This window comes from Bradyrhizobium sp. S69, from assembly GCF_009766005.1.
Classification (GTDB): Bacteria; Pseudomonadota; Alphaproteobacteria; order Rhizobiales; family Xanthobacteraceae; genus Bradyrhizobium.
The window spans coordinates 322,380-335,166 of sequence record NZ_LMUK01000038.1 but is presented as its reverse complement, the minus strand read 5'-3'; the positions used below and the strand labels follow the sequence as shown (position 1 = coordinate 335,166).

Genomic DNA, 12,787 nt, shown 5'->3' with positions numbered 1-12,787 from the left:
GAGGACGTAGAACGTTGAAAATCCTGCTGACCCACCCGCCGCAAGCGAGGGCCCAGTATTATGGCGAGCGCAGCCTGAACGGCCTGCAAGCGTTGGCGCGGGTCGTGCTGCACGAATCCAATGACGCGCTGGACGCCAACGGCCTGATCGAGGCCGCGCGCGATGTCGACCTCATCGTCGCCGATCGCTTGACCGAAGGCCGGGGCGAGATTTTCGCGCGGCTGCCAAAACTGCGCGCCTTCGTGCGCTGCGCGGTCGATATCCGCAACATCGATGTCGACGCCGCGAGTGCTGTGGGCGTGCTGGTGACGCGGGCCGGTCCGGGCTTCGTGGCATCGGTCACCGAACTCGCGCTCGGCTATCTCGTCGATCTCTCGCGCGGGATTTCGCGAGCGACGGCGGATTACCATTCCGGGCGCAACCCGGAGATCGCGATGGGACGGCAGTTGGCCGGCAGCCGCCTCGGCATCATCGGCTATGGCAATATCGGCCGCCATCTGGCGGCCGTCGCACAATCGCTCGGCATGACGGTGCTGGCAGCCGATCCGCTGGCGACCATCGACGATTCCAGTATCGAGCACGTTTCGCTCGACGATCTGCTCGGCCGCGCCGACTACGTGGTGTGTCTCGCGGTGGCCAACGACGACACCGAAAACCTGATCGGTCACGCCGCGTTCTCGCGCATGCAGCCGCACGCCTTCTTCATCAATTTGTCGCGCGGCAATCTGGTCGACGAGACCGCGCTCGCCAGCGCCTTGCGCGACAACCGCATAGCCGGCGCGGCGATCGATGTCGGCCGCGCCCGCGATCAGATGCCGACGCCGGAACTGGCAAAACTCCCGAACGTCATTGCGACGCCCCACATCGGCGGCCTGACGCCGCCGGCGATCGAGAGCCAGTCGCTTGAAACGGTGCGCCAAATCGAGGCGATCATCAACGGCACAATTCCTGTCGGTGCGGTCAACGCCGGGCATTGGACGCGCCGTTCCTGACCCAGATGTGATCGCACGTGAAGGCGATCGCATATCGATCGAGGGAACGATGGTCTAAATACCTCATTGGCTAGCCGGATCGTGGCCGATCACCAGATGAGGATGTCATGATGTTCCGGTATCACTCGTTGAACTCGCTGGTGCTGGCCTTTGCGGTCGGCGGTGTCGGCCAAGCGATGGCCCAATCGGCGCCGCTCACCGGCAGCGCCGCGTTCGGTGACTGGCGCTCGGACAGACCCGGCGTGAGCCGCCTGATCAAACCGGAAGACCTGCCCAAACCCGGCGCGACGCCCTCGTCCGCCAACATGGCTCACGTGGTTGCGCGCCCGGAGGCGGCGCTGCCGCAGGTGCCCGACGGGTTCAAGATCGCGCTGTTCGCGCAAGGACTGAGCGGGCCGCGCCAGATGCGGGTAGCGCCCAACGGCGACATCTTCGTTGCGGAAACCCGGGCGGGACGTATCAGGATCTTGCGCGCCGCCGATGGCGAAGCCAAACCCTCGGCCAACGAAATTTACGCCAGCGGCCTCAACGAGCCCTTTGGCGTAACGTTCTTCCCCAGCGACGATCCCAAATGGGTCTATGTCGCCAACACCGACAGCGTCGTCCGCTTTCCCTATCACGCGGGCGACCTTAAAGCGTCCGGCAAAGCCGAAACAATCGTCGCCGAACTGCCGCATGGCGGCGGGCACACCACCCGCGACATCGCCTTCAGCCGCGACGGCAAGCGCATGCTGATATCGGTCGGCTCCCGCAGCAATGATGCCGAAGGCAATGGCGGCCCGCTGGAAGGTTTGCAGGCATGGATCGACAGCCACCCGCCCGGCGCGGACTGGGGCGGCGAGACCGATCGCGCCGACGTCCTGGCGTTCGATCCGGACGGCAAGCGGCTCGGAATCTTTGCTACCGGTATCCGCAATTGCGTCGGGCTCGCCGTCCATCCCGCCACGGGCGATCTCTATTGCTCGACCAATGAACGCGACGGCCTCGGCGACAATCTGGTGCCGGATTATGTCACCCGGGTGCGCGAAGGCGCGTTCTATGGCTGGCCGTGGCTTTATATCGGCAGCAATGAAGATCCGCGGCATGTCGGTGATCGCGCCGACCTGAAGGGAAAAGTCACCGTGCCCGACGTGCTGCTGCAACCGCATTCGGCGTCGCTTGGGCTCACTTTTTATACCGGCCATCAATTCCCCGCCGCGTATTCCGGCGACGGCTTTGCCGCCGAGCATGGCTCGTGGAACAGGTCGAAGCGCACCGGCTACAAAGTGATCCGCATCCGCCTCAAGGACGGCGTGCCCACGGGCGAATACGAGGATTTCATCACCGGATTTGTCGTTGGCGATAACGACGTATGGGGACGCCCGGTCGGCGTCGCCGTCGCCCATGACGGATCGCTGCTGGTGTCCGAAGACGGCAACGGCACGATCTGGCGGGTGACGCACTGACCGCGGCTAGAGCCTTTTCCGTTCCGATGGAATCGGAACGGGGCTCTAATCTTTTGTTTTGACGCGTTTTCTTCACGCGAACCGGTACCCACGGAGCCTGTCATCGGGCGCGCATTCGCGCGACCCGTTGGCTCGAAAACGCTCTAGACGCCTACCACATGATCAACAACCCGTTAACATTACCGCTCAAATTGAGCCGCCGTGCCAACGGTATTTTCCAATCTTTCGTTTAGCGTGTCCCGGAATTACGGAAGAAGCGGGATACCGGGGAATTGGCCTATATTGCCGACACAACGATGGTTCGTCGCGCATCGAAAAAAGATGCGGCGGACAACTATGCGCCGTCGGATGCGGCTGCGCCGCAGGGCAGCGCCCTGATCCCAATCACGGAAATTCCCCTCGATCAGTGGCAGGCGCTCGCCGGGCGCGCCGCCGAGCCGAATGGCTATTACCTTCCCGAATGGGAGTTGGCGGTCAATGCCTCGGCGCAGGGCCGTAACCGAACGTCGGCGCTGGGTGCGTGGCGCGAAGACCGGTTGATCGGGCTGATGCCCGTGATCTCGCTATGGCACGCCCTAAAGATCCCGCTGCCGGCGCTGGTCAGCGCCCATCCCTACGGCACGCTGTGTGCGCCGCCGCTCGATCGCGGCATGGCGGTGGATGCCGCGGCGCAACTGATGCAGCAGGCGCGAAACGCCGGTGCGCACGCACTGGTGCTGCGCGACATGTCGCTTGAAGGCGCGGCGATGCAGGCCTTCGCGGAAGTATCGCGGCAACATGGACTGCGCCCCCGTGTGCTGCACTCCGGTCTGCGCGCCTGTCTCGACGCGACACGCGATGCCGACCAGTTGCTGCACGATGCGCTGGGCACCAAGAAACTGAAGGAATTGCGCCGGCTTCGACATCGTTTGGCCGAGCATGGCGCGGTCCAGTTCGACGTCGCGCGCACGCCCCAGGACGTCGCATCCGCGCTCGAAACTTTTCTGGCGCTGGAGGCCTCCGGCTGGAAGGGCGCGCGCGGCACCGCCTTGGCGCAGAACGATGGCGATGCGCGCTTCATCCGCCGCGCCACCCCAGCGCTGGCGGCATCAGGACAATGCGAGATCGTGACCTTGCGCGCCGGAGCAACGCCGGTCGCCGCCGGGATCGTGCTGCGGCATCAGGACCGCGCGTTCTTCTTCAAGATCGGCGTTGACGCGCGCTTTGCAAAGATCTCACCGGGGGTGCAGCTCACCTTGGAACTGACGCGGCATCTCTGCGCCGATCCGGCGATTGCGTCGGCCGATTCCACCGCGAGCCCCGATCACCCCATGATCAACCCGATCTGGCGCGGCCGTTTTGCGATCGGCGACGTGCTGATCCCGCTGCGGTCGGGCGATCCGGTGGTGTCGATGATCCACGGGGCGATCGTGGCGCGCAACACGGCGCGCGAACAGGCGCGCCGCGCCATACGGTTTATCAGGGAACGTTCGCCGCGATCCGCGTAAAAAGCGCTGCCCGCCTCCACAGTATGATTGAATTGGCAGCGATTTCCCTTCACCTCTCCCTTTGGGAGAGGTCGGCGCGTAGCGCCGGGTGAGGGGTTAGGACCTCTCGTTTGGCAGAAGAGCCCTCACCCGATTTGCACCGGACGATGCTTCGCATCGCCGGGAGCAAATCGACCTCTCCCCGCCGGGGAGAGGTGAAGGGAAGCGCGCGGATAGCCCCGGCTCAATCAAATCTCATCCCGAGCAAGCCCTCACTTCAGCGGCGAGTGCGGCGTCGGCAGCATGATGGTCGAGTGCATCTCTTCGAGCAGCGCGGAGCCCTTGCCCAAAAACTCCTGCCACGCCGGATCCTTCATAGCGGCGGCGCGGGCCTCGGCGCGCGCGTTCAAATCCTTATAGGCCCAGAGGTGACAAACTTCGTTCGGCTGGCCCGCTTCGGTCTGCCAGAGGCCCACGATCTTGGAATATTTCTCGCGCGCCGGCAGCGCCGCGGTGAAAGCATCCAGCCACTGCCTGACCGCGCCAAGCGGCTTGGCGCGATAGTTGCGAAGCTCATAGATGTTGCCGGCTGACGCCGGCGCCACCGGCGCCCGCACGGCGTTGAGCAGGCGGATATCCTGACGCACGATCAAGGGCCGGATCAGCGGAATGTACTCGCTGACCCAGCGCGGATTGTTGGCGAGTTCGCCGCGCACCCGCGCGCGTTCGGCGTAATCGCTGTAGCTCCACAGATGCAGAACCTGGTTGAGCGCGCCGATTTCGGTCGACCAATAGCCTTCAAGTTTGCCGTAATCATTCTTGCGGATCTCTGCGGACACGGTGGCCGCCGCCTTGACCATGTCGCCGAGAGTACCGGGCTTTACGGTGTAGGTTCGAAGTTCATAGAGCATGAGGTTTCCCTTGGGATTTCCTGTTGACGTTTTTCAGATCGGAAGAATTCAAAAGCCTGAAAGCCGGGCGCAAGACAAAGGCGCGCCGCGGCGCGGACGCGATTATTCAGCCGCCTGCGCGTTCACCTCCGCCGACACCTGGCGGATGGCGCGGGCGAGCTGCTCGGCGGGCTGCGCGCCCGATACCGCGTATTTCTGCGCGAACACGTAAGTCGGCACGCCGGAGATGCCCTTGTCGGCGGCTTCCTGCGCCTGCCCCGAAATCAGCGCGACGTCCTCATCGGTCGCAAGGCGCTTGCGCATTTCGTCGGCATCGAGGCCGCAATCGGCCGCGGCCTGCACCAGCACGTTGATGTCGGTGAGATCGCCGCCGTCCCTGAAATACAATTCCATCAGCCGCTGCTTCATCTCGGCGGCCTTGCCCTTGGCTTCGGCCCAATGGATCAGCCGGTGGCAATCGATGGTGTTGGGCTGGCGTTTGACGAGGTCCGGCCGATAGGTCAGGCCCTCTTCGCCGGCCGCGGTCACCACCCGTCCCGCGATGCCCTTGTAGGCCTCGACTGAGCCGAACTTCGCGGTGAGATATTCCTCGCGGCTGATGCCCTCGCGCGCCACCCATGAATTGAGGAAGAACGGCCGCCAGTTCACTTCCACCGGAACGTCCGGCACCAGCGCCAGCGCATTCTCGATTCTGCGCTTGCCGATATAACACCAGGGGCAGACCACGTCGGAAACAATGTCGATCTTAACGGGCTTGAGTTGACTCATGGGGGCGTCTCCCTCGGGCTGCGTAACAACGCTCATTGTGAAACATCAACGTTGCGAAACATTATCGTGTGAAACATCATCGCGTCAGCGGCGCAATGGCCCGTTTGCCGGCTTCCATCACGCTGCCGTTACGATAGATAGAGGATCGATCCGGCTCGTTCCAGACGTACCAAAAAATACCTGCCAAGCGCCCCTGCTAAAACAGGCCGTGGAAGTAAGCCCGCATCTCGGTCACCGAGCCCGCCCGTGACTGGTCCTGATCCGACGAGGTCGCAATGCTGGAAAACCCCCATTCCGTGAGCCAGTATGGCTTTGAATTGCCGGGCGGGAAGATATCGCTATTGAGGACGGACAGGCGCTGGGCGGCGGCCGCCTTGTCGCCTGGTTTCACTTCCGGGGGATAATAATGCACCCCGTAGCCGTCGACGAGCTTGTCGAGACCGTGGGCGCGCATAAACGCATACGTGGCCGGTATCGAAACGCCATCGACCCCCAGTTTCTGTTGCCATGCGCCGCCGGTAACGCCGGCCATCCCGGCGGAGATGATCGGCGTTTGCCGATTGAGCTTCGAGTGATCGCGCACTTCCTTCAAGGCGGCCAGCACTTTCAAATATTGCAGGAACCCGCGGGCAACCTGTTGAGCCTCGGGGTCCCGGGCGAGATCTTCCACGGTGAAAGCCTTGCCCTTGCCGGGGATAGGAAAGTCTCCGTTGAAATCGGTCCAGTTGATCTCATTTCCAAGCTCAACCCCGGCCAGAACGATTCCGTTCGCGTCCAATTTGTCGAACAGGGACTGGTACGAAACCCTGGAACGCTCGGGATCGGCCGCACTGAGCGGAAGCGCGCTGCGCATATTGCGCTTGGCATCGGCAGGTCTTGCTTGGGTGCCAGGAAGAAATTCGGCGCCGGGCACCAACACCAGTCCAACGCCCTTGTCCTGCAATTCCTTCGCAAGGTGGATATCCTTGTCGTCCGGCCGCAACGACGTTCGGACGCAATGGGCGCCGGAAGTCACCAATTGCTGGACGATGGCCTCTTGCTCGGCGGCGCTGAAATTCTGAAAGCTGTTGACGTTGACGCCGGCATTGCACCCCAGCGCCCAAACCAGATCCGGCCGGGCCACCAGCGACACGACGACGACAAAAGCCATCCGCGCGATAACGCGTAAGGAAGTGACCGACGGCATTTGCAGGAGCTTTACAATACGAGCTCCACTCATCGTCCGTCGCATCAGCATTTCCCCGAAGACGCCCCAGAGATAAGCGCCAAATCGGAACCCGGCAAGCCGCACTTGCCGAATGCTATTTCAGGGCAGCCGCCATATTACGCATACGTTCGGCGGTCAGATCGTCCGCCGGGAAGAAGGTCTCCAGCGCCAACTCCGACAGCGTGATGTCGACCGGCGTGCCGAAAATCATGGTGGTGGAGAAGAAGCTCAAGATATCGCCGTCCAGCCGCATCTTGAAGGGGATCGCGACATTGTCGGCCGATAGCGGCCCGGAGCGCGCCGGGATCGGAAAGGCTTTCAGGTCATGATAGAGCTTGATCAGTTCGGGATCGGCGGTGATCTCGCACTGCCGGTGCAGACGCTCCAGCAAATGCCCGCACCATTCGGCGAGATTGACGGTGCGCGCCGCCAGCGCCTCCGGGTGAAAACTCAAGCGCAGCACGTTGAAGGGCTGGCCGAGCAGACGCTCCGGGATGCCCTCGAGCAGCGGCGCCACCATGCGGTTGGCCGACACCAGATTCCAGTGCCGGTCGACCGCCAGCGCCGGGTTCGGCTCATGCGCCTTCAGCACCAGATCGATCGCAGCCCGCGCCGATTTCAGCGCGGGATCGTCGAGCGAACGCTGCGGAAACGCCGGCGCGAAGCCGGCCGCCACCAACAGCACGTTGCGCTCGCGCAAGGGTACATCGAGCCGCTCGGCGAGCTTCAACACCATGTCGCGCGACGGCGCGGCACGGCCGGTTTCGACAAAACTCAAATGGCGCGCCGAGATCTCGGCGTCACCGGCGAGATCAAGCTGGCTGAGATGGCGGCGCTGCCGCCACTCGCGCAAATGGTCGCCGACATGGACGGGCTGGGTTCGCTCGGCTCGCGCTGTCGCGGTCTGTGGGTTCATCATAGCGAAAACCTAGCACGCGAATTTCGGCCATTCCATTACGTCCGAGGTAATCGTATCAGCTACCGGGCCGGATCATCTTGGGGGTCAGGAGATCACCATGACCCCGATTTTTCGACCCGACAATTCCCCGTTCGCCTCAGCGTTACCCTGGCTGCTCGATCTGGCGACCCGGCTCACCACGCGATTCCTGGCCCACTCGCTCAACATGCCGGAACCGCTGGTGCACACCACCGGCGTGTTCGTGTTCGCGCAGGTGCAGGCCGTCGAGACCAGTATCGGCCGGACGCTCTGCCCGATCCGGCTGTGGCGCGTGTTGCAAAACTGGCTGCTTGATCACTGACGCCTGGAATACTGGATCGTCCGGCCGAGTCCTTATCATTGAGCGGCGCTTTGCACCGATGCGTGCGGGCGCACATCATGACGGACGCGGGAGCACATACGATGCGATCCATTCTGGCCTTGAGGCTGGCGTTCGGCCTGTCGATCATCGCGTTGTGCGCTTCCACCGGCGCCGCCGCGGCGCATCGCTTCAAGCCACACCACGCGCACTTACACGCCGGCCACCGCGTTGCCGTTCCCCTACGCTACCTTTCAGAAGGCTATCATTCAGAAGACCACTACCCAGCTCAACGCGCTGTCAGGCCCAAGCACTTCGCGGTTCCAGGTTGGACCGACCAGGAGACCTCGAAGTGGCTGTATGACGCCAGTGCCGGCTCCGGCAAGTTCTGAGAGAAGCTGCCCCATTTAGGACATCGTTTCCGAAGTTTGAATCACATCAGCTACTCTCCCGACCTCATCCTGAGGAGCGGCCTCTTGGCCGCGTCTCGAAGGATGGCCGCGGGGTCGCTGCCGTGCCAGCCGCCATCCTTCGAGACGCGCGCACCGGACAGCGCAAGTGCGCTGCCGAGAGAGCGCGCTCCTCAGGATGAGGTCCGAGATAGCTTCACGGCCTGTCAGGATGAGGCCCAGGAGTACGGACCCACTAACAGACTCTTGGCGGAGATGGCCTTATCCTGTCCGGCGCCGGGATTGTTGCAGCGGCTGCGGTGCCTCAACGTGTCCGCACCGCAGGCACTCGAACGTCTGATGATTCTGCTCTCGGTCAAAGCCTTGCGTGACGATCATGGCCATGTCGCACTTGGGGCAGTTTGGCCGCACAAATTTCGGCAGCATTTCTCCCTCCTTGCTAGGGCGGGAGCATCACACTCTCAGTCACCGATAACTGCCTGGGTCCACGCGGTGATGGAGTCAGTATAACTCAACCTTTAGATTCGTGCATATAAAATACAACCAAAAGCTAGCAATAAAGAAATCCGCGATGAGGCCGAAGGTATAACGCCACAGCTAGAGCGGGATGACTTATCTTCGAAGCGGCTCTATCGATTTATTTGAGCATGATCTCCGCGCAAACGCTTCGCGTTTATCGCGAGGGAGAGCCGCCATACACTTTTTGAGATCATGCTCTACGTATCAGACGGCTTTGGCTCGCCGTTGATTGAGTCCAAAGAGATCACGGGATCGACGGCAACAACTTTCTTTTCCGAGTGGCCGCATTTCAGGCATTCGAACGATCGGTGCTCAAATCCCTCCGGCCCTTCCGAAACAGCCGTCGTGATCATCCTGGTCGCGCATTCGGGGCAGCGCGGTCGTGCGATGATCGGCAATAGTTCGTTGTCGTATTTTCCGGCGTGTGGCATCGCGAGCGCCTTGAAATGGTGCCTCTGTCAAAAGGCACCATATCTTACCACCGGATTGTCGGTCCGGTTTAGAAAATAATTCCAACGACATCGCAGTTCCCTCAAGGGAACCGGCCGGAAAATGGATCGGGTTTCGGGAGCGCGCGTCGCGGGCTGCTTCTTGAAAAAGCCGCCGGCGGGCTACATCGAGGCGTGGCCGTTGGCCTTTGCGCCGGCTTTTGCACTTTGCCTTACAGTTGGCTTTGCAGTCGCTTTGGCGCCGTTGAGCTTGCGCGTCCCGGCTTTGGCGCTCGCGAGCTTCTCGGCCTGCTTCAAGGCTTTCCGCTCCGCCTTTTCTTTCAGGCGCAGCCGCTCCACCCTCGCCTCGGCGCGCTTCTTCTTGCGCTTCTTTTCGCAGGCGTCGCATTTGCAGCCGATCGGCTTCAGATAGGCCTTGAAGTAATCGGTGCCGTAATCGTAGTTGATCTCGTCGCCGGGCTCGATGTTCTTGATGGCGCGGATCACCACCTTGCGCTTGCGTGGGCGAACATCGGATTCCGCGTTGGGCTTGCAGGCGTGATTGATGTAGCGCGCGACGTTCTTGCGCACCGAGCCGTCGATGGTCCAGCGGTTGTTGAGCTCGAACAGGTATTTGTTCTCGATCGCGTCGTCTTTTTTCTTCTTGGAATCCAGCAACGGACCAAAATAGCGGACGATCTTGGCGCCCTTTTTGATCGGCTTGGTGGCGAACAGGCCAAGCCCGGTGCGGGAACGGCCGACACGAAAAGGTTTATTCGACGGAATGGCAGGCATGATCGATCAGGAACTGACACGTTGGTGAAGGCGATGAAATCGCGAAGCCGCTGTTCTAAAACGATTCCGCGCCGATGTCAGGCTTTTCGCGCATTTGCCGCAAGCCTTCCCCAGCTTGTACAGGCTTTTCGGCAGCCATAGCGTTTTCGAGCCAACGGGTCGCGCGAATGCGCGCCCGATGACAGGCTCCGTGGACACCGGTTCGCGTGAAGAAAACGCGTCAAAACAAAAGACTAGAGCCCCCGTTCCGATTCAATCGGAGCGGGGCTCTAGGCCTCTGGCCGAAGCACCGTGACCTTGAGCATGGCATCCAGCAGCGTTTCGGCGTCATGGCCCGCTGGAATCCGCCGCAGGATGTCGGACAGCCGGCCATCGAGCAGCAGCGTGGTGAAGCCATGCAGCAGCGACCACGCCCGCACGATCGCGGCAGCCTGGTCGAGCGACGGCGCCTCTTCCGCGATATGCTCGTGACGGCTGGCGCCGACCGCGCCGGCAAGCCCGGCAAACGCGGCGTTGGCGGCCTCATGCAAAGACGGCCGCGTCATATCCAGACGTTCGGTGCGAAACATCAGGCCATACATCCCGGGATGCGCCCGCGCAAAGCCGAGATAGGCGTGGGCGCGCGCCATTCCCTGTTCCAGTGGCGGCGCACCCGAGGCGCCCGCTGCGATCATCGCTTCATTGAACTGCCGGTAACCGATCGCGGCGAGTTCGCTGACCAAACCAGTGAGGTCGCCGAAATGATGGGTAGGCGCCGCATGCGACACCCCGGCCTCACGCGCCACCGCGCGCAAGGTCAGCCCCGACAGCCCGTCGCGTTCCAGCACCCGTTCGGCGGCCTCCAGAAGCGCGTCGTGCAGCGCGCCGTGATGATAGGGCGACGCTGAACCCTCGCCCCTCGCCTTCGCGCCGTCGCTCTTTGAGCCATTATTGTTCGAGGCTGTATTGGTTGCGCCCGTGGTTTTGGCGGTGGCCTTCTTCCGCGCCGGGCGCGGCACGGCCACGGGTCGAGCGCGCTTGTCCGGGGAAGGTTCAGCGCGGGGGGCGCTATCCTTTGGTTTTCTGGTCATTTTCGCCTTATAGGTCGCTATTTTTACACTGTAAAGATTTGGCTTGACGGTTTGCATGTCATGCTTTACCGATATCTTTACATTGTAAAGATACGGAGGAGGACCCGATGCAACAGGAAATCGCGAGCAACGCGGCCAGGACCAATCTGGCGCCGATTCCGTTTGAGGCCGATGCGCCGTTCTTGAAGGTGCAGGGCGAACTGCCGCGCGAGCTCAACGGCACGCTCTACCGCAACGGACCCAATCCGCAGTTCGAAGCGCCGGGCGCGCACTGGTTCGTCGGCGACGGCATGCTGCACGCCTTCCATCTCGAGAACGGCCGCGCCAGCTACCGCAATCGCTGGGTCCGCACTCCGAAATGGCAGGCCGAGCATGATGCCGGGCGCGCGCTGTTCGGCGGCTTCGGCCGCAAGCTGCCGGATGCTCCGGCCTCGATCATTTCCGACGGCGGCATCGCCAATACCAACATCCTGTTTCATGGCGGCCGGCTGCTGGCGCTGGAAGAAGGCCACCTGCCGACCGAGATCGAGCCCGGCACGCTGAAGCGGCTCGGCTATTGCGACTACCAGGGCGGCATCTCAGGCCCCTTCACGGCGCATCCAAAAATCGATCCCGTCACCGGCGAGATGGTGTTCTTCGGCTATAACGCCGCCGGACCGCTGACGCCCGCGCTCTCCTACGGTTCGGTCAATGCATCCGGCGTGGTGACCCGCTTCGATCGCTTCGAGTCACCCTATGCGAGCATGGTGCATGATTTCATCGTCACCGAAAATCATCTGTTGTTTCCGGTGCTGCCGATCACCGGCAGCATGGACCGCGCGATGAAAGGCAAGGCGCCTTACGCCTGGGAGCCCGACAAGGGCGCCTATGTCGGCGTGATGAAACGCAACGGCTCGGCCAAGGATATCGTCTGGTTCCGCGCCGAGAGCTGCTACGTGTTTCACGTGATGAATGCGTGGGAGGAAGGTAGCCGCATCGTCGCCGATGTCATGCAGTTCGAGGAAGCGCCGTTGTTCAACCACCCCGACGGCTCGCCGACCGATCCGGAAAAATCGCGCGCCCGGCTGTGCCGCTGGAGCTTCGATCTCGCCGGCAATACCGACCGCTTCACGCAAACCTATCTCGACGACATCACCGGTGAGTTTCCGCGCATCGACGATCGCCGCGCCGGCCGCGTCAGCGGCCATGGCTGGTACGCCTGCGCCAATCCGGATCTGCCGATGTTCGGCGCGCTGTCGGGGCTGGTGCATGTCGACGGCAAGGGATCGCGCCTCGCCCGATATCTGCTCCCCGCAGGCGACACCATCTCCGAGCCGGTGTTCGTCGCCCGCGGCCCTGAGGCCGCCGAGGCCGATGGCTGGCTGCTGGCGGTGGTCTGGCGCGCGCGCGAAAACCGCAGCGACCTCGCGGTGTTCAACGCCACCGATATCGAAGCAGGACCGGCGGCACTGGTGCAATTGGGACACCGCGTGCCCGACGGCTTTCACGGCAATTGGGTCGAGGCGGCGTGAAGCCGTAAG

The 12,787-nt window shown here is 62.6% G+C and carries 12 protein-coding genes; 6 read left to right on the top strand and 6 right to left on the bottom strand.

The features are described 5' to 3' along the window. Nucleotides 1-14 precede the first annotated feature (14 nt). The 3 genes from GSQ88_RS16350 (at nt 15) to GSQ88_RS16335 (ending at nt 3,924) form a co-directional block, all read left to right on the top strand. Nucleotides 15-992 carry an NAD(P)-dependent oxidoreductase gene (locus tag GSQ88_RS16350; RefSeq protein WP_159008749.1) on the top strand — a complete coding sequence of 326 codons (978 nt, stop codon included), beginning with the start codon at nt 15-17 and terminating at the stop codon, nt 990-992. A 110-nt stretch (nt 993-1,102) separates the two neighbouring features. Next, nucleotides 1,103-2,437 (top strand): PQQ-dependent sugar dehydrogenase, encoded by a 1,335-nt coding sequence (locus GSQ88_RS16345; RefSeq protein WP_159008943.1) that lies wholly within the window; start codon nt 1,103-1,105, stop codon nt 2,435-2,437. A 296-nt stretch (nt 2,438-2,733) separates the two neighbouring features. Next, a complete protein-coding gene (locus GSQ88_RS16335) occupies nt 2,734-3,924 on the top strand; it encodes a GNAT family N-acetyltransferase (protein WP_159008748.1) in 1,191 nt (396 codons plus the stop codon). A gap of 251 nt (nt 3,925-4,175) precedes the next feature. On the opposite strand, the gene GSQ88_RS16330 is transcribed toward GSQ88_RS16335, so the two are convergent. The 4 genes from GSQ88_RS16330 to GSQ88_RS16315 form a co-directional block, all read right to left on the bottom strand. Further along, nucleotides 4,176-4,814, bottom strand: coding sequence for an NIPSNAP family protein (locus tag GSQ88_RS16330; protein ID WP_159008747.1), 639 nt, complete (start codon nt 4,812-4,814; stop codon nt 4,176-4,178). Nucleotides 4,815-4,916: 102 nt separating this feature from the next. Beyond that, nucleotides 4,917-5,582, bottom strand: a complete 666-nt coding sequence (locus GSQ88_RS16325) for a DsbA family oxidoreductase (protein ID WP_159008746.1) — start codon at nt 5,580-5,582, stop codon at nt 4,917-4,919. A gap of 196 nt (nt 5,583-5,778) precedes the next feature. Continuing rightward, a complete protein-coding gene (locus GSQ88_RS16320) occupies nt 5,779-6,873 on the bottom strand; it encodes a hypothetical protein (RefSeq protein WP_210253829.1) in 1,095 nt (364 codons plus the stop codon). A 10-nt stretch (nt 6,874-6,883) separates the two neighbouring features. Then, nucleotides 6,884-7,705 (bottom strand): helix-turn-helix domain-containing protein, encoded by an 822-nt coding sequence (locus GSQ88_RS16315; protein WP_159008942.1) that lies wholly within the window; start codon nt 7,703-7,705, stop codon nt 6,884-6,886. A gap of 100 nt (nt 7,706-7,805) precedes the next feature. Between GSQ88_RS16315 and GSQ88_RS16310 the strand changes: the two genes are divergently transcribed. Together GSQ88_RS16310 and GSQ88_RS16305 are read left to right on the top strand one after the other, a co-directional pair. After that, nucleotides 7,806-8,048 (top strand): hypothetical protein, encoded by a 243-nt coding sequence (locus tag GSQ88_RS16310; RefSeq protein WP_159008744.1) that lies wholly within the window; start codon nt 7,806-7,808, stop codon nt 8,046-8,048. 101 nt (nt 8,049-8,149) lie between these two features. Next, entirely contained in the window at nt 8,150-8,437 is a 288-nt protein-coding gene (locus tag GSQ88_RS16305) for a hypothetical protein (protein ID WP_159008743.1), read from the top strand. A gap of 1,148 nt (nt 8,438-9,585) precedes the next feature. Here the strand turns inward: GSQ88_RS16305 and GSQ88_RS16300 are convergent. Next, nucleotides 9,586-10,197, bottom strand: a complete 612-nt coding sequence (locus tag GSQ88_RS16300; protein ID WP_159008742.1) for an SET domain-containing protein — start codon at nt 10,195-10,197, stop codon at nt 9,586-9,588. 269 nt (nt 10,198-10,466) lie between these two features. Next, entirely contained in the window at nt 10,467-11,195 is a 729-nt protein-coding gene (locus GSQ88_RS16295) for a TetR/AcrR family transcriptional regulator (protein WP_502706737.1), read from the bottom strand. 179 nt (nt 11,196-11,374) lie between these two features. Between GSQ88_RS16295 and GSQ88_RS16290 the strand changes: the two genes are divergently transcribed. Beyond that, a complete protein-coding gene (locus GSQ88_RS16290; RefSeq protein WP_159008740.1) occupies nt 11,375-12,778 on the top strand; it encodes a carotenoid oxygenase family protein in 1,404 nt (467 codons plus the stop codon). The last annotated feature ends 9 nt before the right edge of the window (nt 12,779-12,787 follow it).